Annotated in this window: 22 protein-coding genes; 14 read left to right on the top strand and 8 right to left on the bottom strand. The window is 72.8% G+C overall.

Translation table 11 applies throughout. The features are described from left to right. Positions 1 to 345 precede the first annotated feature (345 nt). The 4 genes from C2L59_RS48925 (at position 346) to C2L59_RS47490 (ending at position 6291) form a co-directional block, all read left to right on the top strand. Positions 346 to 909 (top strand): winged helix-turn-helix domain-containing protein, encoded by a 564-nt coding sequence (locus tag C2L59_RS48925; protein ID WP_158263087.1) that lies wholly within the window; start codon positions 346 to 348, stop codon positions 907 to 909. Next, a complete protein-coding gene (locus tag C2L59_RS14235) occupies positions 792 to 3239 on the top strand; it encodes a BTAD domain-containing putative transcriptional regulator (protein WP_233223501.1) in 2448 nt (815 codons plus the stop codon). Before C2L59_RS48925 ends, C2L59_RS14235 begins: the two co-directional genes overlap by 118 nt. A 128-nt stretch (positions 3240 to 3367) precedes the next feature. Further along, a complete protein-coding gene (locus tag C2L59_RS50085) occupies positions 3368 to 5449 on the top strand; it encodes an ROK family protein (protein WP_158263085.1) in 2082 nt (693 codons plus the stop codon). Beyond that, entirely contained in the window at positions 5446 to 6291 is an 846-nt protein-coding gene (locus C2L59_RS47490) for a sugar phosphate isomerase/epimerase (protein ID WP_158263084.1), read from the top strand. The genes C2L59_RS50085 and C2L59_RS47490 overlap by 4 nt, the downstream gene beginning before the upstream one ends. Here the strand turns inward: C2L59_RS47490 and C2L59_RS14220 are convergent. Then, on the bottom strand, positions 6224 to 7387 hold the full coding sequence (locus C2L59_RS14220; protein ID WP_103349980.1) for a sedoheptulose 7-phosphate cyclase: 1164 nt from the start codon (positions 7385 to 7387) through the stop codon (positions 6224 to 6226). The genes C2L59_RS47490 and C2L59_RS14220 overlap by 68 nt on opposite strands. Positions 7388 to 7560: 173 nt before the next feature. Here C2L59_RS14220 and C2L59_RS14215 point away from each other — a divergent pair, with 173 nt between their 5' ends. The 3 genes from C2L59_RS14215 to C2L59_RS14205 are packed head-to-tail and all read left to right on the top strand — an operon-like array spanning position 7561 to position 10537. Continuing rightward, positions 7561 to 8859, top strand: a complete 1299-nt coding sequence (locus C2L59_RS14215) for a DUF6271 family protein (RefSeq protein ID WP_103349979.1) — start codon at positions 7561 to 7563, stop codon at positions 8857 to 8859. Then, entirely contained in the window at positions 8856 to 10049 is a 1194-nt protein-coding gene (locus C2L59_RS14210) for a type III PLP-dependent enzyme (RefSeq protein WP_103349978.1), read from the top strand. The genes C2L59_RS14215 and C2L59_RS14210 overlap by 4 nt, the downstream gene beginning before the upstream one ends. Then, a complete protein-coding gene (locus C2L59_RS14205; RefSeq protein WP_233223492.1) occupies positions 10046 to 10537 on the top strand; it encodes a GNAT family N-acetyltransferase in 492 nt (163 codons plus the stop codon). The genes C2L59_RS14210 and C2L59_RS14205 overlap by 4 nt, the downstream gene beginning before the upstream one ends. On the opposite strand, the gene C2L59_RS14200 is transcribed toward C2L59_RS14205, so the two are convergent. From C2L59_RS14200 to C2L59_RS14170, 7 genes are all read right to left on the bottom strand, one after another. After that, on the bottom strand, positions 10516 to 11469 hold the full coding sequence (locus C2L59_RS14200; protein WP_103349977.1) for an ROK family protein: 954 nt from the start codon (positions 11467 to 11469) through the stop codon (positions 10516 to 10518). The genes C2L59_RS14205 and C2L59_RS14200 overlap by 22 nt on opposite strands. Beyond that, on the bottom strand, positions 11466 to 12347 hold the full coding sequence (locus C2L59_RS14195) for a glycosyltransferase family 8 protein (protein ID WP_103349976.1): 882 nt from the start codon (positions 12345 to 12347) through the stop codon (positions 11466 to 11468). Before C2L59_RS14195 ends, C2L59_RS14200 begins: the two co-directional genes overlap by 4 nt. Continuing rightward, positions 12334 to 13254 (bottom strand): GNAT family N-acetyltransferase, encoded by a 921-nt coding sequence (locus C2L59_RS14190; protein ID WP_158263083.1) that lies wholly within the window; start codon positions 13252 to 13254, stop codon positions 12334 to 12336. The genes C2L59_RS14195 and C2L59_RS14190 overlap by 14 nt, the downstream gene beginning before the upstream one ends. A 16-nt stretch (positions 13255 to 13270) precedes the next feature. Further along, positions 13271 to 13966, bottom strand: coding sequence for a polysaccharide deacetylase family protein (locus C2L59_RS14185; protein WP_103349974.1), 696 nt, complete (start codon positions 13964 to 13966; stop codon positions 13271 to 13273). Beyond that, entirely contained in the window at positions 13963 to 15534 is a 1572-nt protein-coding gene (locus C2L59_RS14180; protein WP_103349973.1) for an alpha-amylase family glycosyl hydrolase, read from the bottom strand. The genes C2L59_RS14185 and C2L59_RS14180 overlap by 4 nt, the downstream gene beginning before the upstream one ends. Before the next feature lie 23 nt (positions 15535 to 15557). After that, positions 15558 to 17189: an FAD-binding oxidoreductase gene (locus C2L59_RS14175; RefSeq protein ID WP_103349972.1), complete on the bottom strand. Its 1632-nt coding sequence runs from the start codon at positions 17187 to 17189 to the stop codon at positions 15558 to 15560. Positions 17190 to 17269: 80 nt separating this feature from the next. Next, complete coding sequence (locus C2L59_RS14170) at positions 17270 to 18154, bottom strand: ParB/RepB/Spo0J family partition protein (RefSeq protein WP_103349971.1); 885 nt, start codon at positions 18152 to 18154, stop codon at positions 17270 to 17272. Positions 18155 to 18697: 543 nt separating this feature from the next. On the opposite strand from C2L59_RS14170, the gene C2L59_RS14165 reads away from it, so the two are divergent. Genes C2L59_RS14165 through C2L59_RS14135 form a run of 7 tightly spaced genes read left to right on the top strand, consistent with a single transcriptional unit; the run spans position 18698 to position 25320 of the window. Beyond that, positions 18698 to 19858 (top strand): galactosyltransferase-related protein, encoded by a 1161-nt coding sequence (locus tag C2L59_RS14165; protein ID WP_146060383.1) that lies wholly within the window; start codon positions 18698 to 18700, stop codon positions 19856 to 19858. Beyond that, on the top strand, positions 19855 to 20289 hold the full coding sequence (locus C2L59_RS14160; RefSeq protein WP_103349969.1) for a type II 3-dehydroquinate dehydratase: 435 nt from the start codon (positions 19855 to 19857) through the stop codon (positions 20287 to 20289). Before C2L59_RS14165 ends, C2L59_RS14160 begins: the two co-directional genes overlap by 4 nt. 42 nt (positions 20290 to 20331) lie before the next feature. Next, on the top strand, positions 20332 to 21423 hold the full coding sequence (locus C2L59_RS14155) for an FkbO/Hyg5 family chorismatase (RefSeq protein ID WP_103349968.1): 1092 nt from the start codon (positions 20332 to 20334) through the stop codon (positions 21421 to 21423). Beyond that, the gene (locus C2L59_RS14150; RefSeq protein ID WP_103349967.1) at positions 21420 to 22580 is read left to right on the top strand and encodes a 3-deoxy-7-phosphoheptulonate synthase; all 1161 of its coding nucleotides are present in this window, start codon (positions 21420 to 21422) and stop codon (positions 22578 to 22580) included. Before C2L59_RS14155 ends, C2L59_RS14150 begins: the two co-directional genes overlap by 4 nt. An 11-nt stretch (positions 22581 to 22591) precedes the next feature. Beyond that, on the top strand, positions 22592 to 23974 hold the full coding sequence (locus tag C2L59_RS14145) for a condensation domain-containing protein (RefSeq protein WP_103349966.1): 1383 nt from the start codon (positions 22592 to 22594) through the stop codon (positions 23972 to 23974). After that, a complete protein-coding gene (locus C2L59_RS14140; RefSeq protein WP_103349965.1) occupies positions 23971 to 24240 on the top strand; it encodes an acyl carrier protein in 270 nt (89 codons plus the stop codon). The genes C2L59_RS14145 and C2L59_RS14140 overlap by 4 nt, the downstream gene beginning before the upstream one ends. Positions 24241 to 24246: 6 nt before the next feature. Next, positions 24247 to 25320, top strand: a complete 1074-nt coding sequence (locus C2L59_RS14135) for a Gfo/Idh/MocA family protein (RefSeq protein ID WP_103349964.1) — start codon at positions 24247 to 24249, stop codon at positions 25318 to 25320.

Here is a 25320-nt window from a genome sequence, read left to right as displayed (position 1 = left end):
GCCGTCGTCCGGGTGCTGTTGTAGTACAGGCACAGGTAGTAGGTCGAGTTGTGGCAGCGTCCCTCGACCCCCCCGCGTCGCTGCCGACATACGTCAACGCCTGTGCCGGGCCGGCGAGCGCGATCGGAGCCGCGATGCCCACCCCCAGGACGGCCACCGCCGCTCGCACGAGCTTTCCGGCCTTGCCCTTCACCTGCATGCTGATTCCCTTTCCTCGGTGAAACCTCTCCGGGTTCACCCAGGCTCGCGGGCGGCCGCATCGCCGGTGCATCGCGCATGCACCGCCGGCGGACGGGTCGTTTCCCGGCGCCGGTGCGGCTGAAGTCGGCAACAGGGAGGGGAACCGTGGGCGAGGTCTCGATTCTGCTGCTGGGTGACGTCCAGGTGCACGCGGCGGCCGCGCGGGTGCCGCTGAGCGGGGCGAGACAGCAGAAACTGCTGGCGGCGCTGGCGCTCGCGGAGGGCCGGCTGGTGACGGTTTCCTCGCTCGTCGACACGGTCTGGAACGCCGCACCCCCGCACACCGCCGTCCGGCAGGTCCGCAACCTCGTCACCGCCCTGCGGCGGACGCTCGTGGCGGCCGGGGCGCCGGAGTCGGTCATCGTGGCCGAGGGGGCGGGCTTCCGGATGGACCTCACGGGTCTCCGGTGCGACGTCGTCGACTTCGACGCCCTCGCCAAGGCCGGGGACCGGCGGGCGGCGCTGCGGCTGTGGCGCGGACCGGCCTGGCCGGGCTGGACGGCGAGATCCTGCGCGGGGCAGCCGACGCGCTCGCGGAACGACGTCTTTCCCTGCTGGAGCGTCATTTCGCCACCCTGCTCGACGAAGGCGGTTCGCCCTCCCCACAGGAGCTGGCCCAGGCTGTCGCGGACCATCCGTTGCGCGAGAGCCTGGTCGTGCTCGCGATGACCGCCCTGTACCGCGCGGGCAGGCAGAGCGACGCGATCGACGCTTACACCGCGTTGCGGACCAGGCTGCGTGACGAACTGGGCGTCGAGCCCGCCTGCGCCGCCCGCGAACTCTACGAGCGGATCCTCCGGCAGGATCCCGGGTTGACGGGCGCGGCCGCGGCCGCGCCGGTCCGGGCGGTACCCCGGCAGCTCCCCGGGCTGACGACCGAGCTCGCGGGCCGGGACGGGTTGCTCGCCGAGATCCGGGCGGCCCTGTACCGGCCCACGGGGACCGTCGCCCCGATCGGGCTGCTCGTGGGCCCGGCGGGGATCGGGAAGACGTCGCTGGCGCTCGCCGCGGGGGCCGCGCTCGCCGGGGACTTTCCCGACGGGCAGCTGTTCGCCGACCTGCGGGGCGCGGGTGGCGCCGCCGTCGACGCGCACACGGTGCTCGGCAGGCTGCTGGCGGCGCTCGGGGTCGCCGGGCCCGAGGTACCCGACGACCCGGAGGAGCGGGTCGCCCGGTACCGCACCGCGCTCGCGGGGCGGAGGATGCTGATCGTCCTCGACGACGCGGCGGCCGGGCGCCAGGTCCGGCCGTTGCTGCCCGGCACGCCGTCCTGCGCCACGCTGATCACCTCGCGCCGTCGCCTCGGCGCGCTGCTCGGCGCGTCCCGCTGGACCGTGCCCGTGCTCGAACCGGACGCGGGGCTGGCGGTACTGACCAGGATCACCGGTGCGCCCCGGACCGCGGCGGAACCGGACGCGGCGACCGAGCTCGTCGAGCTCTGCGGTGGCCTGCCGCTGGCGGTGTGCATCGCGGCCGGGCGGGTCGCCGTCGGACCGGACCTGACGATCGCCGAGCTGGCCACGGAGCTCGCCCAGCAACGCCGCCGGCTCGACGGGCTCAGCATCGGGGACCTCGACGTCCGGGCCGCCATCGAGCTCAGTTACCGGGCGCTCGACGCCGGGTCCCGGCGCCTGTTCCGCTACCTGGGCCTGGTCCCGATGTCCGAATGGCCCGACTGGGTCGGCGCGGAGCTGTCGGACGATCCCGCGAGCCCGCTGCCCGGCCACCTCGTCGATCTGCATCTCGTCGACCTCGCCGCGCGTGACGCGCTGGGCCGGCGCCGGTACCGGATGCACGGGCTGGTCGCGGCCTTCGCTCGCGAACGGGCGCTGGCCGAGGAAACGCCTCAGGCCCGCGCCGTCGTCGTCGAGCGCCACCTGAGCGCCTGGCTCGACCGCGCCAGGAGGGCCGACGGGCAGCTGGCCGACGCCACCGCGGACGCCCGCGACTGGTTCGACATCGAGCTGCCGAACCTGCTCACCGCGGTCGACGAGGCTTGCGGGCTGCCGGGTAGCGCGGTCGCGGGCGAGCTGGCCCTGAGCCTCGGCGCCTACTTGACCTTGCGTGCCTTCACCGCCGACGAGGGCCGGCGGCTGCTCGCGGTCGTCGAGCACGTCCGCCGCACCGGCCCGGACGAGACGCTGCTGCGGCTGTTGTCGGTGCTGTTCCCCTGGGTTTCCCGGACCGCGCGAGCCCGGCAGATGCTGGCGCTGGCGGCGGAGCAGGAGCAGCTCGCGCGGCGGCTGGGAGACCGGCCCGCGGAGGAGCGGGCGCTGGTCAACGGCGTCTGGGGACTGCTTCGGGCCGGGCGGCTGACCGACGCCGCCCACCGCATCGCCGAGCTGGGCCCGCGGCTCGTCCCGACCTCGCCGGCCAAAGTTTCCTTGGACGTCGCCACCGCGAGCATGCACCTCGAGGCGGGGCGGCCGGGGGACGCGCTGCCCTGCATCGACCGGGCGGCCGAGGGGGCCGACCTGCTCGGCGACGTCCGGCTGGGCCTGCGCTGCGAGGTGGAACGCGCGGTCGCATTGATGGAGGCCGGCCGGATCGCGGAGTCGGAAACCGTGGTGGCACAAGGACTTGCCACGGCGCGCGAGACACGCAACGACCAGATGGCGGCGTACCTGAACCACGTCCACGCCGAGCTGGACGCGCTCCGGGGCGGGTGGGGCGCCGCGGCCGAAGCCATGGACGGCGTCGTGCGTACCTACGAGGACAACGCCGACTGGCTCGGTCCCGGCCTCGCCCTCGGCCTCGTCGCGGATCTCGCCCGCGCTCGTGACCAGCCCACGGCCGGGGTCGCGCCGCTCACGCGCGCACTGGCCATCTGGCGACGGCTCGACGCGCCGCTCGAGATCGCCCGGACCCACGCCCGCGCCGAACGAGTCTTCGCGGCCCTCGGTGACCGGGAGTCGGCCGGGCACCACGAACGGCAGTGGCGCAGCGCCTTCGACGGCCTGGGTCTCGGCGACTCCTCGTTGCGCATCCTCGTTCCCTGAACTCTGACACCTCAAGGCCACCGGTCCTCGGCCCCGGCACGCACGAGCTCGGCGCCTGCAACCCGCACAGTGGACATCCGGTCGGCCGGAGTGGTCGTCTTGGCGCCCACGACCACCGGAGGGTTTCCGTGTCCATCACCGTTCTCGACGTCGGCGGCACTCACCTTCGCTCGGCTCGCTGGTCGGCCGAAACCGGGCTCGGCGAGGTTCGCCGCGTCCCGACGCCCGGTCTCACCAACCATCCACACGCGACAGTCGGCGAGCTGCAGGTGTCGCTGGTCAAGGCGATGGCCGAAGTGGTTCCGGCCGGCGGGGTCGCCGGGGTGTCGTTCGGTGCCGCGCTCGATCACCGGAGCGGGGTTGTCTACGCGTCCGCGCCCCTGTGGGGGTCGCACGTCGAGCCCTTCGACCTCGGGGAGGCGCTGCGGTCCGTGCGGCCCGATGTCCGCTGGCACGTCGTCAACGACGTCACTGCCGCCCTTCTGCACCTCGCCGCGTCGCCGCACGCCGACGGCCGTCGCAAGATCCTGCTCGTCACGGTCAGCACCGGCATCGCCTGCCGGACCCTCGACACGCGCACCGGCGAGATCCCGCTGGACAGCCTCGGTCTGCAAGGCGAGATCGGCCACTTGCCCGCGACCGTGACCGTCGACGGCGAACCGGTCGAGCTCCGGTGTGACTGCGGGCAGCCCGGCCACGTCGCGGCGTTCGCCTCCGGCACCGGGCTGCGCCGGCTGAGCGAAGTGTTCCGGGACCGGCGGGCACGGTCGCGGCCGGCCGGGGACGGGCCGTTCGAAACCACGCTGCGGTCGGCGCTCGACGGCGCCGACCCGGTGGCGGTCGAGCTCCTGCGGACCGCCGTCAAACCGGTCGCCGACGTCGTGCGCACCGCGCTGTGCCTTGATCCGGAGATCGACCTGGTCGCCTTCACCGGCGGTGTCGCGACCGGGCTCGGCCGGCACTACCGGGACGCACTGACCCGTCACCTGACCGCGGACGGCCTCTACCTCACCGGCGAACGCGACCCCGGCTGGGTCCTCGACCGGATCCTGGTCTGCGGCCCGGACGAGGCGAACGGCCTGGTCGGCGCCGGGCTCGCCGCGCACGCCCGCACCACGCACCGCGCGGTCGTCCGCGCGGGCGGGTCGGTGTCGGTCCAGGCGCGGGCGACGAGCGAGCCCGGTCCGGGCGAGCTCGTCGTGGCGACCGAGTACGCGGGGTTGTGCGGGACGGACATCCAGATGCTGCGCGGGCTGCGGGACGATCCGGCGCCGGTGATCGGCCACGAAGGAATCGCGACGGTCGTGGCCGCGGGTGCCGGAGTCCCGGCCGGGTTCGCCGTGGGGACGTTGGTTGCGGTCAACCCCACGCACCCGGCCGATCGGGATTTCCTCCTGGGACACAACGTCGACGGCCTGTTGCAGGAGCGCACCCTGCTGCCCGCCTCGGCCGTCGGAGGCGGCATGGTCCTTCCGCTGCCCGCGGACACGGACCGGACGCTCGGGCCCCTGCTGGAGCCGCTCGCCGTCGTCCGGTACGCGCTGGGGGAACTCCGCGCGTTCGCGCCCCGCACCCTGATCGTCTACGGCGACGGCGTCATCGGGCACCTCGCCGTCCGCACGGCCCGCCGTGTGCTCGGTTCGGCGACCCGGGTGGTCCTGGTGCACCACACCGCAGCCGGGCTCGCCTTCAGCGAGGCGGCGCCGTACCGCGCGGACGTGCTGTGCACCCGGTTGGACCGGGCCCACCTCGGCCCCGGTGCGGTCGGCGCGCTGCTCGCCACGCCGCGCGACGCGACGGTGTCCGCGTTGGAGGCGGTGCTGTCGCTCGGCGCCGGCGAGCTGGCCGTCGACATCGTGGGCGGCCTGCCTCCGGCCGCCACGACACCGCTGCTGCCCAGCGTCGACCTCACCGCGGCCCGCGCCGCGAACTGCGGCGGACGCCCGGATCCCGCGCGCGTCGTGACGACCGGGTCCGCCGGCGGCCACCGGGTCCACGTGTTCGGCCACCGCGGGGTGGCCGCCCGGCACCTGCTCGACGCCGCGGCCGAACTCACCGCCGTGCCCGAGCGGTACCGCGACCTGATCACCCACGAAACCGACCTCGAAGGGGCGGCCCGGGTCATGCGCACCCTGACCGGCTCACGCGAGCGGATGATCGACGGGCGGCGCCTGATCAAATTGTCCGTCCACATCGGAGCCGGGAGGTGACACCCTGCCTGCTCGGCCTGGCCGAGTGGCGGCTTCCCGCCGCCGGCCCCGAGGCCGTCCGCCGGACCGCGGCCGCCGGGGCCGACGGACTGCAGCTCGACTTCGGCGGCCCCGGCCGCGGAGAGTGGCTCGACACGCCCGGGCGGGTGCGAGCCGTGCGTGACGCTGCCGCGGCAGCCGGCGTCCGGTTGCTCGCCGTGGCCGGCAACCACCTCAACGACGTCGGCCTGACCACCGCGCCGGCGCGGCCGGTCGTCGAGCGCCTGCTCGACGCCGCGCACGCGCTCGAAGTGCCGCTCGTCTTCCTGCCGAGCTTCCGGCGCAGCGCCATCGACGGACCCGCCGCCTTCGAGCGCACCGCCCGGGTGCTCGCCTGGGCCGCCGCCGAAGCCGAGGCGCGGGGGCTGCGGCTGGCCAGTGAGAACGTCCTCGGCGCCCACCGGGCGGCCCAGCTGGCCGAGCGGGTCGGTTCCCCGGCGTTCCGGCTCGTCCTGGACACCTTCAACCCCGTCAAGGCCGGGCTCCGGCCCGAGGCGCTCGTCGCCGGTGCCGGGCCTCTCCTCGCCGACCAGGTCCACCTCAAGGACGGCCCGCCCGACGTCGGGGCCACGCCCGCGCTCGGCGCCGGGACCGGACGGGTGGACAGCACCCTCGAAGCCCTGCGCGAGCACGCGGTACCGGTGCGGGCCCTCGTCCTGGAGAACGACTACCGCGACGGCGATCCCGGCCGGCTCGCCACCGACCTCGCCTGGGCACGCCGCCGCGCGCGGTGGTTCACCCCACCGGCAGGCGCCGAAGACCGCGGTGGATCTCCAGTGCCGCGCCCAGTTCCTCCGGGCTGACGTCGTCGACGAACGTGACGCCGCCGATGCCGACCGGCAGCGGCAACCGCTGCCGCCCGTCGCGGTGCCGGACGACGTCACGCAGGGCCTGGGCGAGCACGGCCGGCTCGAGCAGCGCGTCCCAGACGGGCAGTTCGAGCAGCGTCATCACGGCGAAAACGCGGTCGCGCTGGGCTTCGGTGAGCAGTCCGCGGCGGTGGGCGAGGATGGTGGAAAGCGCCATGTCGACACACACGGCCTCGCCGTGCAGCAGCGCGGGCAGGGCCCGCATCTCGATCGCCGGGCTGAACGTGTGTCCGTAGTCGACGCACCGCTCCAGCTCGGCTTCCCACAGGTTCGGTTCGAGCTCCTCGAGCATCCCGTGCGTGGCGGCGTGCAGCACGGCCACCGCGGCCCGGTCGCTCTGCGGGCTGTGGCCCTGGAACTTCTCCGACAGCAGGCGCGCGCCGTGTTCCTCCAGCAGCTTGAACAACGCGAAGTCCTTGATCAACGCGATCTTGAGGATTTCCGCGAGTCCGTTGCTGATCTGCCGCCGGTCCAGGGTGGCCAGGAAGGTCCGGTCGAGCAGCGTCAGCTCCGCGGGGGCGTAGGTGCCCAGCCGGTTCTTGTGCCCGTTGAAGTTCACGCCCGTCTTGACGCCGACGCCCGCGTCGACCAGGCCGATGAGCGTGGTCGGCACGCGCAGGAACGGGGTGCCGCGCCGGTACAGGCTCGCGGCGAGGCCGGCGATGTCCGTCAGGACGCCGCCACCGATGACGATGATGGGCTCGCGGCGCCGCGCGATCCCGAACCGGTCGAATGCTTCCACGATCCGCGCGGCCGTCTCGAAGTCCTTGACCGTCTCGTCCACGGACACCGCCAGCATCGCGTACTCCACGCCGTGGTCTTCGAAATAGGCGCGGATCCGGGCGCCGTGGTGGCGGTCGACGTTGGCGTCGATCACGACGAACCGCCGTGGCCTACCTTCGTCGCCGCCCTTTTCCAGCAGGTCCGTGCGGTCGGAGCGGAAGACATCCTCACAGAACCGCACCTCGTAGCTGACGCTTTTCTGGGCGCGAACAAGCCAAGAGGCCGACTTCTTCCCCGAATCGGTCATTACCCGTTCCTTTTTCCAGCGGTGGCTCGGCGGTGAAAAGCCTTCGTGTGGGTACCGTCATCTTGGCCGGATATCGGCTCCCCTGTCGCCTCGGCGGAACGCGGGCGGGCAACTGCGGATTTTCGGCGGTTGACGGTGGTTGACGTACCCGGCCCCGTCGGTAGCCTGGAGGAATGCGCCGGATCTGCCTGGCTCTTCCCACCAATCGTGCCTGTGCCGGAACCCTGTCGGACTTCCTCGAAGAAGGCGAGTTCGCGGCCGCGAACTTCGATGTCGAAGTGTTCGCGGTAATCCTGGATTCCGCCCCGGAACCGGCCTACGGCGAACACGCCGGGATCGTCGCCGGCCGGCGGCGAAGCCGGAACATCGTCGTGCTGCACCTGGGCGAAACCGAGCAGCGAGCGTTCCTGCACCGGGTGACCGAGGCCGCCGACGCCGGCGAACCGGCGCTCGGTCTCCTGCTTCCCCGGGAAATTTCCTACGGTGCCTGCACCGACCGCGCGTTCCTCATCGCCCGCGCGCTCCGGTGCGATTCCGTGCACCGCCGGGATTCCGACAGCCGCTACCAGCTTTCGAACGGCCGGAAGGTGTTCCCGGTGCACCACGAACTCGCCTCGATCGGCCGCCGGGCCGCGGACGTGCGAGGACACGTGACTTCCTCGTCGCTCGCCCCGGAACACGGGGACAAACCCGTGGTGCTGGTGGGCGGTTCGTTCATCGGCGACCTTTCGGTCGACCTCGGCGACCTGCGATCGCGGGACCGGGCCGCCTACCACGACATCGTGAGCCTGTGGGCGCCCCACGACTGGACGGACGATCGGAAGGCCGAGCTGGTGGAGCAATCCTTCACCGGGGCGGGCATCGAACCGTTCACCGAAGACCGGTCGGAAGCCGGCTTCGCCGACCCGATGCGCGTCGACATGTGCAACGTCGCCTTCCACGGGATCCAGGAGCAGGTGCCGTTGCCGCCCGCGACCGACACGATCGGCAGCGACTACTTCCTGTTCCACCTCGCGCACAGCGCCCGGCTGCCGGGCATCGTGCACAACCGCCACATCGTCAACTTCCACACCGGGGAACGGAAAACCGACGCGGGGTTCTCGGCCTACCAGCTGCGGCTGACCAAGTTCTTCCTGTCCATGCTGTACTTCCACCACATCTACGGCCGGCTGGCCGCGGCCGGGGCGGCGCTGCTGGACCACCGCCACCGCGTGCGTCCCGCGCTGGTCGCCGGCTTCGCCCGGGAGAGCACCGGGCTGGCCGACGACGCGAACGTCGAGCGGCTCGACCGCATCGACAAGACCTACCGCGGGCTGGGCGGCCGGTACGCCGGGTTCGCGGAGTTCCTCGCGCCACGCCGGGAAGAACTGCTCGCCGCGGCCCGCCGGGACATCGGCGACTTCGCCACCCTGATCGACGCGTGGGAGCGGCTGATGACGGCGAGCGCGGCACAGGGACTCGATCGAGCATGACACTCGCGGAAACCGACCGGACCGGGTTCCCGACCGGCCGGATCCGAACCGCGCTCGCCGCCGCGGAGCACGATCAGCTCGTCCTCGACCTCGCCGGGATCGAACACGCCTACGACGCGCTCACCCGCGAACTCCCCGACGTGGCCGTTCGGTTCGCGATGAAGGCGTGCCCGGTCGACGAGGTCCTGGCCGGCCTGGCGCGCCGGGGCGCGGGCTTCGACGCCGCCGGTCCCGACGAGATCGGCCAGGCCCTCGCCACCGGCATCCCGCCCGGGCTCGTCCACTACGGCAACACGGTGAAGTCCGACGAAAACATCGCCGCGGCGCACCGGCTCGGCGTGCGCGACTTCGCCACGGACAGCGTCGAGGACGTGCTGGCCATCGCGGCCCACGCCCCCGGCGCCCGGGTGTTCTGCCGGCTGGCGACGACCGGTGCCGGCGCCCTGTGGGGCCTCGGGCGCAAGTACGGCTGCGCGGGCACCGACGCGGCGCGTGTCCTGCGCACCGCCCGGCAGCACGGCCTGGTCCCGTCGGGGCTTTCGGTCCACGTGGGTTCCCAGCAGATGACGGTCGAAGCCTGGCACGACGCCTTCGACCGCATCGCCGACGTCCTCGTCGCGCTCTCCCTCCAGGGACTGGCCATCGACCACGTCAACCTGGGCGGCGGCCTGCCCGCGGCCGGCTACCTCGACAAGGCGGGCCGGCCCCTGCGTCCCCCGGTCGGGCGGATGTTCGCCGCCCTCCGCGACGGCATGCGCCGGCTCCGGCGGCTGGCGGGGCGCCCCCTGGCGTTCGTCGTGGAGCCGGGCCGGCACCTGGTCGCCGAGCACGGCGTGATCCGGGCCCACGTCTCCCGGCTGTCGTCCCGGCGGCAGCTGAGCGGGACCCGCGAACGGTGGCTGTACCTGAGCTGCGGGAAGTTCAACGGGCTCTACGAGACCGACATGCTGCGTTACCGGCTGGTGTTCCCCGGTCACCCCGGCGGCGAGTACGTGCCGGCGATCATCGCCGGCCCCACCTGCGACAGCGACGACGTGTTCAGCGACGGTCTCACCTTCGCGCCGGTGCCGAAGGCGGCGAAGTCGGGAGATCCGGTGTGGCTGCTCTCGTGCGGGGCGTACTCCATGAGCTACACCACGCGGGGCTTCAACGGGTTCTCGCCCCTGCCGATCGCGGTGCACCGGCCGTGACCGGCGGGGTGCGGATCGAGGCCGTGTCGTCCGGCGACTGGCCCGGCATCGTCCGGCTGGAAACCGAGTCGTACGCGGCGAAGGGGTTGTCCGAGCGGCGAAGCGTACTCGAGTCACGGGTGCGAGCCTCCCCGGAGACGTGCTTCGTCCTGCGGACCGGCCGGCACCTCGCGGGATACGTGCTGGCGTTGCCCTATCCGCTGTTCCGGTTCCCCGCCTTCGACCGGCCGGAAGGTCCCGCATACACGTCGGGCAACCTGCACCTGCACGATCTCGTCATCGCCCGCGACCGGCGCGGCCGGGGGCTGGCGAAGGTCCTGCTGGACCGGCTCATCGTGACCGCCCGGTCGAGGCGGTACGACCGGATGTCGCTGATCGCCGTCGCGGGCAGCACGGCCTTCTGGTCCGCCAACGGCTTCCGGCCGCATCCCGAGGTACCGGTACCCGGTTACGGCGCGGACGCCGGCTACCTCTCGCGCGCCCTTTGATCCGGGCGGCGTGGCACGTCCGGACCGGACAACGCGCCCATCGCGGCCAGGACAGCGCCGCGCAACGACGATTCGCCGCCGAACCGGGCCGGCACCACCGGGGCCGCCGGGTGGCCCGGGCGTGACAAGGCAGCCAGGTGCCGGCCGACCTCCGCCACGTAGCCGGGGATGCCCGCCGCGAACCCGCCGCCCACCACGTGGACCGCCGGGGCCACCAGCTCGCCGACGCCGGCCAGCGCGGCCGCCAGGGCCGCACAGCTGTGCTCGATCGCGGCCGCCGCCCACGGCTCGCGGTCTCGGTAGCCGACGCGGAGCCGATCGAAGGCCACGGTCTGCCGGCACTCCGCGGACGCCCGCCGCAGGGTGGCCGGGCCCGACGCCTCCGCCTGCACGCAGCCCCGCCGGCCGCAGGTGCACGGCGGGCCGTCGTGGTTCACCACCACGTGGCCGAGCTCGCATGCGCCGCCGGACATCGCGGACAGCAGGCGGCCGCCGACGACCACCCCTCCCCCGATGCCCGTGCCGACGCCCGCGTAGACCAGGTTCGGAACCTCCGCCGCCGCGGCTTCCGCGACGGTGGCGAGCGCGCCGTCGTCGGCCCAGGCGACCTCCGACCCCGGGAACAGCGAGCGCAGCTCACCCAGCAGGTCGAGTCCGCGCCACGTGCCCCGGTTCGGCCACGACACCACCCGGCCCGCGGCGTCCACGGTGGCCGCGACGGCGACGCCCACCCCGGCCGGCCACACCCGGGTGGCCTCCCGCAGGTCCCGCACCCGCGTCCGCAAGACGGCCAGGTCGTCCCCGACGTCCGACGGCACCTCCGGCCAGCGGGCGAACGAACTCCACAGCACCTCGCCGTCCGCACCGCGCACCAGCCGGAACGACACCTTGGTGCCGCCGATGTCCACGCCGAGGTAGCAGGCCTCCGTCACCGGAGCGGGCCCTCCACCGCGCGCAGGAACTCCCGGTACCGGTCGCGGGACCAGCTCGGCGGGCAGGTGTCCTGCCACGGTTTGTCGCGGCCGCTGAAGTGCAGGATCGACGCGGTCCGCTCGGCGCGCACGAGCGAGTCCAGACCGGCGAGGTCCTCGGCCACGTGGACGTAGTCGCTGCGGGCGGCCATGATCGACATGGCGAAGGTGTTCCACTTGCGGTCCAGGCGGAGCCAGTGGTCCGCGGCGGCCCAGTTCAGCGCGTCCTGATCGGGGAAGCGCGCCATGTCGGGTTGCCGCAGGAGGATGTCGCTCGCCCGGTCGAGCACCCCGGTCGACCGGCATGCGTCGAGGTCGAGCAGGAGCACGCCCGAGTTGAAGTACTCGCGGTCCGCCGGGAACTCGCGCTCTCCCCACGAGGGCAGCGCGCCGCCGCGGCTCATCGTCGGCCGCGCCGAGTCGCGGACGGCGCCGATGGCGTGGCCGTCCATGGGCAGCGTCAGCAGCTCGCGCAGGTCCTGCAGGACGACCAGATCCGAGTCCAGGTACAGGACCCGCGACTCGTCGGCCAGCACGTGGTGCACGTTGAGCCGCAGGTAGATGGCCGCGGTGTAGCGCCGCAGCACGGGCAGGCGGGGATCGACCGGCGGGCTCTCCACCAGCTCCAGCTTCAGGCCGAGCCGATCGCCGTGCGTCCGGATGCGGGTCCGCGCGTCGGCGCTCAAGGTGTCGTAGAGGAGCACGACCCTGAGGTCGCCGAGGCAGTCTTCGTGCGCGGCGGCCAGCGAGTGCAGCGCGACCCTCGCCGGGAGCTCGAAGTTGTCGTCCACCGCGCAGACGATCGTCGGCAAGGGGACCTGCGGTTCACGCCCCGCCATCGGAGACCTCGGCTTTCAGCGGCTTGCGGTACTGCCAGAAGCACCGGCGGATGCGGGCCCGCAGCCGGTCGGAGAACAGGGACAGCGGTCCCACCCACGAGATCTCGGCGACGGTGATGCCCCGGTCGCGTTGATCGGCGTAACACCGCTTCATCAGGGTCATGCCGATGCCCCGGCTGCGCACCGCGTGGCCGGTGGCCATCGGGCCGATGATGTGCGGCTGGTTCACTCCGTACGCGCAGAACGCGACCGGTTTCCCCGCCGACACCGCGAGGTGGCACCCCGCGTTCTCCCGGCCGAGGGCGGCCACGGCCTCGTCCGCCCAGCCGGGCGGCCAGCCGTCGGGCGGCCACCCGGATCCGGCGGACAGCCAGGCGTGCAGCTCGTCCCGGTCGGCCGTGGTCGCCTCGCGCAGCTCGATCCCCTCGCCCAGCAGGCGCTTCTCGTCGTCCGCCGTGTCCAGGGGAATCGCCCGCAGGTCGACGTCCATGTTGACCACGGACCGCCCGCGTTCGTACCCGCTGTCCTCGAAGAAGCAGATGGCCGGGGTGTAGTGCAGGTCGACGCCGGGCCACACGTAGTAGGGCGCGTTGCCCTCGACCACGATGGCGGTGGCGCCCCGCTCGGCCAGCCGGCTCTCCATGGTCGTCACCAGCTGCCGGGCGGTACCCCGGCGCCGGAAGTCGTCGGCGACGACCAGGAGGTCGAGCGAACCCTCGTCCGTGCCCCGGGCCGAACCCAGCGCGGCACCCACGAGCCGGCCCTCCTCGGTGGCGACGAGGCCGATGGCTTCGCGGCGCAGCAGCATCTCCGGGTAGTCCGCGGCGTACGGGTCCAGCGGGAGCCCGGCCGCGCACAGCGCGGCGAGCTCCGCATGATCCTCGGCCGCCAAGAAACGGATGTCCATCATCTTCCTCCGGTTGTCACGGGGCCAGCCGCACGTCGATGACGGGTTCGCCGGCGTCGAGAGCTTCGGTGAGGGAACAGCAGGCGAGGCCCTGGTCCCGGTAGGCGCCGATCACCAGGTCCGTCAGGCGGCCGCGGTCGAGCGTCGGCGGGCGCCCGTCGTCGACACCGTCCACCCAGGACGCGAACCCGTCGTGCGCGAGCATGATCGTGCCCGGCCGGGCCGCGGTGAGCACCGGTTCGAGGTGCGTGTCCGTCGGCCGGTCCCACCAGTCGCGCAGGGCGTCCGTCCAGAGCACCGTGGTCAGGCCGGTGGCGGCCACCGCGGTCCAGCTGTCCCGGGAGTGCAGGCCGTACGGCGGCCGGAACCACCGCACCTCGCTCCCGAGCCGGTCCTCCAGCTCGCGGCGCGCGTCCCCGGTGCGCCGGCGGACCTCGCGCGGATCGATCGACGTCAGCCTCCGGTGGTCGACGCCGTGCAGCCCGACTTCGTGGCCCTCGTCCGCCATCTCGGCGAACAGCCGCGGGAACCGGCGGACCCGGCCCATGAGGACGAAGAACGTGGCGGTCACACCGTGTTCACGCAAGGCTTCGAGCACCCGTTCGGTGCCGCCCGGCTCGGGCCCGTCGTCGTAGGTGAGGACGACGTTCTTCGTCTCGGTGCGGACGGCACGGACCGACGAACCCACCGCGGCGGCTTCCGTGTCGCTCATCCGCGTACTTCGAAGACGCCGTAGGAGAAGCCGTCCGCCCGGACCTCCCCGTCGCCGCACGCCACCCCGTGGACGGCGAGCGGGCCGACGACCTCGAGCTCCAGCGGGGCGGTCGCCGGCTCCCGCCGTCCGTTGACGACCACCAGGTACCGCTCGCCCCGGAGGTAGCCGAAGGGGTAGTCCTGGAAGAGCACCCGCACCGGCGCCGCGGTGCCGAGCTCGGGGATCCGCCTGCGCAGTTCGATCAGCCGCCGGACGTGGTGGAGCAGGGAGGCGTCGTCCGCACGGGCGGCCGCGGCGGTGGGGCGGCCCGGATCGGGGTCGACCGGGAGGTACAGGTCCGCCGCGGGGGCGGTGGAGAAGCCGGCGTTCGGGCCGTCGTCCCACTGCATCGGGGTGCGCGAACCCTGGCGCGCGGTGATGTCGGCCTGGCTGCCCTCCTTGTCCGGCAGGCCCGGGACGTACCGCATCCCGATCTCGTCGCCGTAGTAGACGACCGGCAACGTCGGCCAGGTGAGCTGGAAGGCGAATGCCGGCGGGACCATGTCCCGGGTGCGAGGCCCGCAGACGAGCCGGGAGAAGTCGTGGTTGGACGTCGGCAGCGCCGCCAGCCCGCGCCCGGCCGTCGCGGCTTCGAACCCCTGCCATTCGGTCAGGAACGGCTTCATCGAGCCCCGGCCGGCCTCGTCGAAGTAGCAGGGCCTCCCGTCGGTCCACGGCCCCTGGGTGCCGGAGTCGTTGTCCCACAGCGAATGCACCGCCGGACCGACGAAGTGCAGGAAGAAGTCGGCGTGGAACCCGGCGGGGACGGCCGTCTGCGGCACTCCCCATTCCGACAGCAACGCACAGTGCGGGTACTCGCGGTCGGCCCACTCGCGCAGCTCGCCCCACAGCTTGGCCGTCTCCACCCAGCCGGGGTCGTCCTTGACCAGCGAGTAGGCCATGTCGATGCGGAACCCCGAAATTCCGCGGTCGAACCAGTGGCCCATGATCTCCCGCAGCGCCGCCCGGTTGGCACGCGGGCCGGGGGCGTCCACGGGTTGCCGCCAGGGCTCGGCCGGGTCGGGCCGGGCGTACCCGAAGTTCAGCGCCGGCTGGGCCGGGTAGAAGTTGGCGCGGTAGAACCCGCCGCGGCGGCCCAGGTTGGGCACCCACTCCCGGACCGGCGAGGAGATCCGGTCGGACCAGATGTACCGGTCGTCGCCCGGCGTTCCGGCCGACTCCCGGAACCACGGGTGCCGGTGGGAAGTGTGCCCGGCCACGAGGTCGAAGAGCACGCGGATACCGCGTTCGCGCGCGGCCTCGATCAGCGCCACGGCGTCTTCACCGGTGCCGTACCGCGGCGCGATGGTCAGGTAGTCCACCACGTCGTACCCGCCGTCGGCGAACTCCGACGCGAAGCAGGGGCTCAGCCAGACGGCGTCGACGCCCAGCCACTTCAGGTAGTCCAGCCGTGCGGTCAGCCCGGCCAGGTCGCCGATGCCGTCGCCGTCGGAATCGGCGAACGACGGCGGGTAGACGTGGTACAGCACGGAATCGGCCAGCCAGGAGGACGCGGCGCGGGTCATGGGTGTCACACCTTTCGCCACGGTCAGGGAAGCCGGACGGACAGCTGGTGCCGGAAGAAGTCCCGGGGATCCCACTTCGCCTTGACCTGCTGCAGGCGCGGGTAGTTGTCCCGGTAGTACAGGTCGTGCCACGCGGCGGCCGAGGTGTTGAAGTGCGGGTCGGCGACGTCGGTGTCGGCGTCGTTGACGTAGCACCCGCCTGTGACGCCGTCGGGCACCGGGACGCCACCGGTCTCCGCGTACACCGCCCGGTAGAAGTCCCGGTTCCAGCCGACGTACCTGGCGTCGTCGGCCGGATCGGTCCAGATCACCGTCCACAGCAGGTTCAGCGAGCAGTCGCGGTGCGGGAAGGCGGTGTCGTTCCGGCCGACCGCGTTGATCCGGCCGCCGAAGGACAGGAACGACACCCCGATCGTCGGGTTGTCGACGTCGGTGCGGGTGAGGTACCGGTAGAGCGCGTCGATCTGCGCGTCCGGCATGGTCCCCCGCATCATGGCCGACTTGAAGTCGCTGCGCAGGGCCGGGTCGTTCGCCTGGCTGTTCGTCGTCGCGCGCTGCAGGGTCGACTGCAGCCACGGCATCCGCGTCACGTGGGGCTTCGCGTCCGGCGCGACGCCGTCGAGGATCTCCGCGTGGTAGCGCTCGAGCAGCCGCTCGGCGTCCGGGTGGGTCGCGGCCACCTGGGTGCCCAGGCCGATCGGGCCCGCCGACCGGAGCGGGAGCCCCAGTCCCCCGGTCAGCGCCAGGTACGGCGAGCCGGGGTGCTTGTGCTTTTCGTGGAAGGCGCTGTAGTTCTTCAGCAGCCGGGCGAACTTCTCCTTCGTGAAGTCCGCCCACGGCAGCCCGAGGCCGGCGAAGAGCACTTCGGCGGGCGGCTGGGGCAGGATCCTGCGCGGGTCGTTCCCCTTCGCCCCCGGCGAGCGGAACCAGTAGCGGGTGACCACGCCGAAGTTGCCGCCGCCCCCGCCGGTGTGGGCCCACCACAGGTCGCGGTGGGGGTCACCGGGCTCCCGCGTCGCCACCACCTTGCGGACACCGCCGCGGGCGTCGACCACGACCACCTCGACCGCGTGGAGGTGGTCGACCCCCATTCCGTGGAGGCGGGACAGGAACCCGTGCCCGCCGCCGGCGAAATGGCCGCCCGCGCCGATCGAGTAGATGATGCCGGCGGGAATCGTGACACCCCAGGCCTTGTAGAGCCGGTCGTACACGTCCATCAGGATGGCGCCGGGTTCCACGGCGACCGCGCCGCGCTCGGCGTCGAAGTACACCCGGTTCATCTCGGACAGGTCCAGCACCACCTGGACATCCGGGTTGAACACGAAGTCCTCGACGCAGTGACCGCCGCTGCGCACGGTGAGCCGCTTGCCCTCGGCGACCGCCTTGCGCACGACCTCGATCACCGAGGCCGTCGAATCGGCGACGTAGATCGCGTCGGGAGCGGCCACGTACCGCGGGTTGAGGCCGCGGACCAGGTCGCGGTACCGGCCGTCCGCCGCGGTGATCGCGACCGGCCCGAACGCCGTGGTCTCCGTCCCCGCGACCGGCGCCGCCTGGGCGGGGACGAGGGCCGCGGGTCCCAGTACGGTGGCGGTGCTCGCCGCGACCGTGCCCGTCAGGAATCTGCGTCGCCCGATGCCGGCGGTTTCTTTCATGGCGTTCTCCAGTTCACGTGCGAAGCGCCGGTTGCGGGCACGGGTGTACCGCGGCCGGAAAGGTGGACGGCGGGGTTCGGTTATCCGTTGGCTTCGAGCTGGTCGTCGCCGCGCTTTTCCAGCTCACCGGCGAGCAGTTCCCAGGTTTCGGCGCAATTGCGGGCCAGGTCGGCGACGACGTTCGTGCAGTGTGACGGCAGGAAGTCGACCAGGCCGTTCAGGTGCGCCGACATCGAATGCGTCGCGCCGATCAGGCGGAGAATCCGCCTGCCGGTGACGCTGAGCCGCAGCGACGGGTCGCGCTCCAGGGCCTGCAGCGCGCCGGCGGACTCCAGTTTTGCCTGCAACGCCTCCGCCGCGGCGGCGATCCGCCGTTCCACGGAGGCAGCCGGCTTCTCCTCTTCGGGTGCGTTCTTGCTGTACGCCTTGGGGATCGGGTCCTCGCCGCGCCGGAGCCGGTCCCGCACGTCGCGGACGGTGCCGACGGCGATCCCCGACGACCTCGCGACCTCGCTGAGCGAGGCGTCCGGGCGCGCCGAGATCAGCTCGGCCGCCCGGAGCCGCCCGGCGGACGGGTCGAGCGGCCGCGCGCGGCCGTCCTTGCCGATCCGCACCGCCGTGGTGCGCCCGGAATCCGGGGACACCCGGCAGCGGATGGTGCTGATCTTCTTCGCGGACAGGCCGGCGATCTTCGAGATCGAGCGGTCCGACCAGTGCGGGAAGAACCGGATGATCCGTTCCGCGGCCGATTCGCGTTCGGCCCTGTTCAGCGGCAGACCGTGCTTGGTGTTCGCTTCGACCGCGTGGACGAACGCGGATTCGGGTCCGCCGTCGTAGAACGTCACCTCGATGGTGGCGTCGCCGCGCAGCTCGGCCGCGCGGAGGCGGTGCATCCCGTCGATCACTCTTCCGGTCTGCCGGTGGACCAGGATCGGCGGCAGCTTCGCATCGAGTTCGGCCAGCATTCGGACGTAGCCGAGGTCTTCACCGGAAAGCCGGGGCGATTCACCCGGAAGCAATGATTTCACATCGACAACAGCGGTTTGCGCAGTCTCCGGCCTACCCTCCGAAGACTGCGAATCGGGCGACTGCGCCCGTTCATCGGCACATGAATGCACTGTCAGCGTTCCCCCCACTCAGAACAGCTCATGTCGCTTTTGCACCTTACCGCGCGCCATCCGTGATGATCAAGCCGCAGCGGACAGCTGGTCTGGACCTCTCGAACCGGTCTGGATCTTTGCCCAGGGTGATCGCGAAATGACCTGCTCAACGCCACCCGGATGGCGGAGTACCGGTCGTCAACTGCAGCCTCGCGGCAGTTGCCCGGCGGCTCCTCGCCCGGTTGGGCCGGGCGGGCCCGGCTGGTAGAAGAGAAACTCCGGCGCCGGTCGCCGGCAATGCGCGAAACGTCCCGCGGATCGGCTTTCCCGAACGCGGAATCACCACTGATCCCGTGCCGGAAACCACACGCCCGGCACGTCGGAAACTCCGCATCGAAGAAGGAACAAATGACCGGAAGAACTGCGCCGAGGCCGACCGGGACCACCGCGGTGAGCGAGCTCGCCGAGGCCCTCGTCCTGCTCGCCCACCCGGGCCGACGGCTCAACGACCACAGCTGGCCGGCCGAACGCGCGCTCCTGGAACGCGCCGTCGACGCCCGGCTCGCCCCGCTGTCCCCCGGCGAACGGACCGAGGTGGCGGCCGCGGCGACGGCGGCCGCCGGAGAGGAGGGCGACCGCGTCGCCCTCGACCGGCTCGAGCTGCTGCTGGCGGACGTCGGCACCCCGCCCGGCTCGACCGCGGCGTTCCGGGAGCTCGACCGGCTGGTCTTCCGCACCCGGCTCTCCCCCGGGCACGGGACGGCCACCGGGGCGTTCGTCGCGGACCCCGCGCCCTCACCGGCGACCGGCCGGGGCGCGCTGACGGTGATCGTGCCGTTCCGCGCGTCGACCGAAGACCGGACCCGGAACCTCGCGGTCACCCTGCGCGCGGTGCGGGACGCCGCCCGGGATGTACCCGACGTCGAAGTGACCCTGGTCGAGCAGGACTCCGGCACCCGGCTGAACGGCGTGCCGCGAACCCTCTACGACTCGCACGTCCTCGTGGCCGACAGCGGTCCGTTCAACAAGTCGTGGAGTGTCAACGCCGGGGTGCGCCGGTCCGCGCACGAGCGGATCTGCGTGCTCGACGCGGACCTGCTCGTCGACCGGGCCGTGCTGGCCGCGATGCTCCGGGGCCTCGACGACGCCGACCTGTTCGTCCCCTACCGCCGCGTGACCTGGATGGACGAGGTGTCGACGACGCGCACCATCGCGGCCGTCACCGCGGCGAGCGGCCCGTACCGGCTCGACGGGGCAGCCGCCCGAGGCCTGAGCATCGACGGCCTCTACGGCGGCTGCTTCGCCGTGCGGCGCGATTTCTACCTCGCGATCGGCGGCCACGACGAGCGCTACACGGGCTGGGGCGGCGAGGACAACGCGTTCCACGAGCTCGCGGCGGCGCACGGCCGGACCGGCCGCGGCGACTTCGTCATGGCCCACCAGAACCACGTGCGGCCACCGGCCACCCGCGACGACGGGACCATGTTCAACGAGCACCTGCAAGGCACCCGGCCCGGTGGCGGGGAAATCGGCAGGCTCCGCCCGCGGCCGCGGGCGGTGCGGCGATGACGGCCGAACTGCTGCTGCTCAACGGACCGAACCTGGGCATCCTCGGGCGGCGGGAACCGGCGATCTACGGCACGGACACGCTGGCGGACATCCAGGCCGCCGTCGAGGCGGAAGTGGCCGCACGGGGCTGGCGGGTGGCCGGAGTCCAGCACGACTGCGAAGGCGCACTGGTGCGGTCCCTGCACGAGGCCCACGGGACGGTCGGGGCGATCGTGAACCCCGGCGCGCTGATGATCGCCGGGTGGAGCCTGCGGGACGCGCTCGCCGCCTACCCCCGGCCATGGATCGAAGTGCACCTGTCGAACGTGTGGGCCCGCGAGCGGTTCCGGCACGAATCGGTGCTCGCGCCGCTGGCCGGCGGCGTCATCGCCGGCCTCGGCGCGTTCGGCTACCGCCTCGCCGCGCGTGCCCTCCTGGACCGGGTCCCCTGAGCCCGGCGCCATGACCCGCACCGGCGGCATTTGCCCCGAAGAATGTTCTGCGAGATGGTTTTCGCACTCGTGGAGCGCAAATCTTCCCATGCTCCGACAAGCCACTGTGAGATGCTCGTGACGAAAGTGACGCCGATGATCGATGTTGCCGTTTCGATGGATGAGCCTCCGCGGAACCACGGCGGAGTACTGGGCGTCGTCGAATTCGGCGGTCAATCCCGGAATCCGGACCTTGCCGTGGGCCACCCGACGATCGGAATAGCGATGCGCGAACGGGGACGCAAACCCGTTCGCGAAGTGTGGACGAGCGCTTCCGCGGTGACGAGCGGCGTTCGTGACGACATCGTCTACGGCCACGACGGCGTGCACCTGTTCGGCGCGTTCCGGCTGCCCGGCGCGGCGAGCTACCGCGCGGCGACCCGGTCGGCCTACCGCCGGATGGTGGCACTGCTCCACGACCTCGGCTACCCCCACCTGGTCCGCATGTGGAACCACATCGGCGGGATCAACCACACCAACGCCGGCGGCATGGAGGTCTACCGGGACTTCTGCCAGGGGCGGGCCGAAGGGTTCGAAGAGGCCGGCACGGACATGGCCGCCGGCCTGCCCGCCGCCACCGGGATCGGCTCCCACGGCGACGGCGTGACGGTCTACTTCATCGCCGAGCGGTCCGGCGCGCCCGTCCATTTCGAGAACCCCCGGCAGGTACCGGCCCACCGCTATCCGCGCGAATACGGCCCGCGCTCGCCGAGTTTCGCCCGTGCCACTTTGCTGCCGGCATCGGAAAAGCTCTTCCTCTCCGGCACGGCCAGCATCGTCGGGCACCGGTCGACGCACGCCGGCGATCTCGACGGGCAATGCGACACGACCCTCGAAAACATCCGCGTCCTCCTCGCCGACGTCTCGGAGAAGACCGGCGGCAAGGTGGAACCGGATTCGTTCACCATGCTCAAGGCGTATGTGCGGCACGAACGCGATGTCCCGCACGTGCGGCGACGGCTGCGCGACGAGGTCGGGCCGCTGGTCCCGCTGGCGCTGTTCACCGTGGACATCTGCCGTCGCGAACTGCTCCTGGAGGTCGAAGGCGTGCTCACCATGAAGTTCTCCGGCGAGGCCGGCGGAGCGGGCTCGTGACCGCGGTTTCGGACCTCGTCGGCGCGGCGCACCAGCCCCCTTGGCCGGACCCGGCGGTGCTGCGGGAGACGGTCGAGCTGGTGCGCGACCTGCCGCCGCTGGTGGAGGCCGGCGAGTGTGCCCAGCTCTCCGAGGAGCTCGCGGCCGTGACGCGCGGAGAACGCGTCGTGCTGCAGGCGGGCGACTGCGCCGAGCTGTTCGCCGACTCGGCGCCGCGGGCGATCCGCGCCAAGACCGCGCAGCTGGCCGGGCTCGGCGAGCGCGTGCGCCGCGCGGGGCGGACGCCGGTCCTGATCGGGCGGATGGCGGGCCAGTACGCCAAGCCGCGGTCGCACCGTGCCGAGCTCGGGGCCGGCGACGTCGAGGTCCCCGTCTACCTCGGGGACGCGGTCAACGACCTGAGGCCGACCGCGGCGGACCGGCGGCCCGACCCGCGGCGGCTGTTGCTCGCCTACGCGCACGCCGCGCGCGGCCTGCGGACCCTCGCGTCCGGGCCGGCGGTGTACACCAGCCACGAAGCCCTGCTGCTGGACTACGAGCACGCGTTGCGCCGGAGGGACCCGCTCCGGGACGAAGTGTTCGCGTCGTCGGCGCACACGATGTGGATCGGCGAGCGCACCCGCGCGGTGGCCGGGCCGCACATCGCCTTCGCCGATGAGATCGCCAACCCCGTCGGGGTGAAGGTCGGCCCGGACGCCGATCCGGCCGAGGTGCTGGCGCTGGCCGAACGGCTGACGTGGCACCGGCCGCCGGGCCGGCTGAGCCTGATCGTCCGGATGGGCGCCGACCGGATCGGCGAGCGGCTGCCGCCGATCGTCCGGGCGCTCGGCGACCACGCGGCGGACGTCGTCTGGCTCAGCGATCCCATGCACGGCAACACGGTCCGCTCGGCACACGGACTCAAGACCCGGGTGGTGCGCCGGCTGGCCGACGAGGTCGAGCAGTTCTGCGCGGTGCTCCACCGGCATGGGCGGCACCCGGGCGGGCTGCACCTGGAGATCACCCCCGACGACGTCGGCGAATGCGTGGACGACGTCGCGGACCTGGCGACCGGGCCGCAGCCCGCCCGGTACCGCTCGGCTTGCGACCCCCGGCTCAACCCCGCTCAAGCCGGCGCGCTCGTCGAACTGTTCACCGACGTCCTCACCACCCGCTAGGAGGTCGATCCATGGCTCCTTCGACAACCACATCGGCGCCGGTCCGGTTCTCCGGTCCGGCCGGGGCCGTCGCGCCGATGACCTGGTCCCAGTTCGGGATCTGGGGCGCGGTCAAGATGTTCCGCCCGCACGACGCCTACCTGAACGTCAGCTGCCGGGTCGAGATCCCGGACGGCCGGGCGCTCGACGACGTCCTCGCCGTGCTCCACGACGTCGTCGTGCGGCACGAATCGCTGCGGACCCGGTACTTCGACGCGGCCGACGGGTCGGGCCGGCAGGAGGTGCTCGGTTCCGGCGAATACGAGGTCCGGCTGGAGCACGACCCGGAGGAGCCGCTCGACGACCTGCTCGCCCGGTTCGCCGACCGCTCGTTCGACGTCGACCGCGGACTGCCCGCCCGGTTCGCGATCGTCTGCTCCGGACAGCGGCCGGCCTGGCTGCTGGTCGTCGTGTCGCACCTGTCCATCGACGGCCTCGCGCGCAACCGGCTCCACGAGGAGTTCACCGCGCGGCTGGCGGGCGAGCGCGGCTACGGCGAGGACCGGCCGCTGCTGACCCCGGTGGCGCAGGCCCGGGCGGAGAACGGCCCGAGCGGGATCCGGCTCAACGAGCGCACGATCGAGCGGTGGCGGCGGTTCCGGGACCGGGTCGACGTGACGAACTTCCCGGCGCCGTCCGCCGTCCGCGAGCCGCGCTGGGTGCGCGTCGCCATGTGCTCGCCCGCGCTCGGCGCCGCGTTCGACCGGATCGCCGACCGGGTCAAGGTCACTTCGCCCGCCGTGTTCGCGGCCATGTCGGCGACGGTGGTGTCGATGCTGTCCGGCCGGTCCGGCACTGCGCTCCGCTGCATGATCTCCAACCGGTTCACCGAAGCCGAGAAGTACTACATCGGCAACATGGCGCAGTCGGGCGCCTTCGACGTCGAAGTCGGCGACGCGGTGTTCGACGAGGTCGTCCGGCGCACCATGGCCGCGAGCATCCGCGGGTACTCGATGGGCCGGTACCGGATGGAACAGCTGGCGGAAATCATCCCGCCGGGCCGGTTCGACGCCATGCACAACGACTTCCGCGACACCGCGGTCGCCAAGAAGGCACCCCTGTCCGACTCCGAGATCCATGCGCTTCGGCCGCGGACCGTCGTCGGGCCACCGCAGGTCCTGCAGTACTACGACGACAAGTTCCACGTCGAGATCCGCAACGGCGGGGACGGCCCCGCTCCCCAGCTGATGCTCGACCGCTGCTGCGTGCCCGCCGCCGAGCCGCGGGAAGTCCTCGTCGCGATGGAGGTCTTCGCGCTGGCGCAGCTTTCCGCGCACCGGGACGTCCCCGCCGTCGAAGCGTTCAAGCTCGCCCTTGCCCAAGCCACCGAAACCGACCGAGAGGCACCGCGATGAGCAACGAGACGGGAACCCCCGAGCGCGCCGAGGTGGCGCGGCGGCTGACCGCGTGGGTGGTGGAGCTGGTGCCCGGTTGCGAGGAGTCCGCGCCGGCGGAGGACACCTCGCTCACGGACTTCGCCGGGTTCGACTCGATCGCCATCGTCCAGCTGCTCGCCAAGGCCGAGGCGGAGTTCGGCGTCGATCTGGCCGACCAGGACCAGGCGATCGCCAGCGCGAGCACGATCGGCTCGCTGGCGGACACCATCCTCCGGCTGCGCTGAGCCACGATGGAGATCCGCCTCGCCCTGATCGGCCTCGGCTGGGCCGTCCGCGAGCTCTGGGCACCGAGGATCCTGGCGCACCCGGGGTTCACGGTCGTCGCCGTGCACGACCCGGACCCGGCCGCCACCGCCTGGGCCGCCGCCCGGTTCCCGGCCGCGCGGTCCCTGAGCGACCCCGGCGACCTGCACGGCGGCGACGTCGACTTGGCCGTGGTCGCGACGCCCAACCACCTGCACGCCACCACCGCGATCCCGCTGTTGGAACGGGGAATCGCCACGTTCGTCGAGAAGCCGGTCTGCCTGAGCGCGGAAGAGGCGGCGGCGCTGGCGGCCGCGGAGCGCGCGGGCGGGGCCCTGCTGCTGTCGGGCACCGCGGCCTGGTACCGCGCCGACGTCACGGCCTTGCGCGAGCTCCTGCCGGAGCTCGGCCCGCTCCGGTCGATGGAGCTGTCGTGGGTCCGGGCCGCCGGAGTCCCCGCGCCCGGCGGCTGGTTCACCGAACGCCGCCGGGCGGGCGGCGGGGCCCTCGTCGACCTGGGCTGGCACCTGATCACCGTCGGCCTGCGGCTGGTGTCGTGGCCGCGGGTGACGCAGGTGATCGGCGCGGTGTCGGCGGACTTCCTCGCCCGGTCGGACGCCGGAGCGACCTGGCGGGGGTCGCCCGGCGGTCCGGAGCGTGAACTCGCGCCGAAGGACGTCGAAGACACCGTTCGCGGCGTCCTGGCCCTCGACGGCGGGCCGCTGGTGGGCATCACCGCGGCTTGGGCGTCGCACGCGGCCCGCGATGTGACCCGCGTGGTGCTCGAGGGCGCCGACGCCCGTGCCGAACTGACGTGCACGTTCGGTCTCAGCCCGAACGGGGTGCGCAGTTCGCTGGTCCTGCACCGCGACGGCCGGGCCGAGCCGGTCGAGCCGGCGCCCGACGCACGGGGGGCGGAGTACCGGCGCCAGCTGGACCACCTCCCGGCGCTGCTGCGCGATCCGGCACAGCAGGGTGCGGCCGCGGCCGAGGTGATCCGGACGATCGACATGATCGAGCGGCTCTACCGGTCGGCCGGGACTCCCCGGCCGGCCGGGTGA

This window comes from Amycolatopsis sp. CA-128772, assembly GCF_002904295.1.
Taxonomy (GTDB): domain Bacteria; phylum Actinomycetota; class Actinomycetes; order Mycobacteriales; family Pseudonocardiaceae; genus Amycolatopsis.
This window is presented reverse-complemented; position numbering and strand designations above follow the sequence as displayed.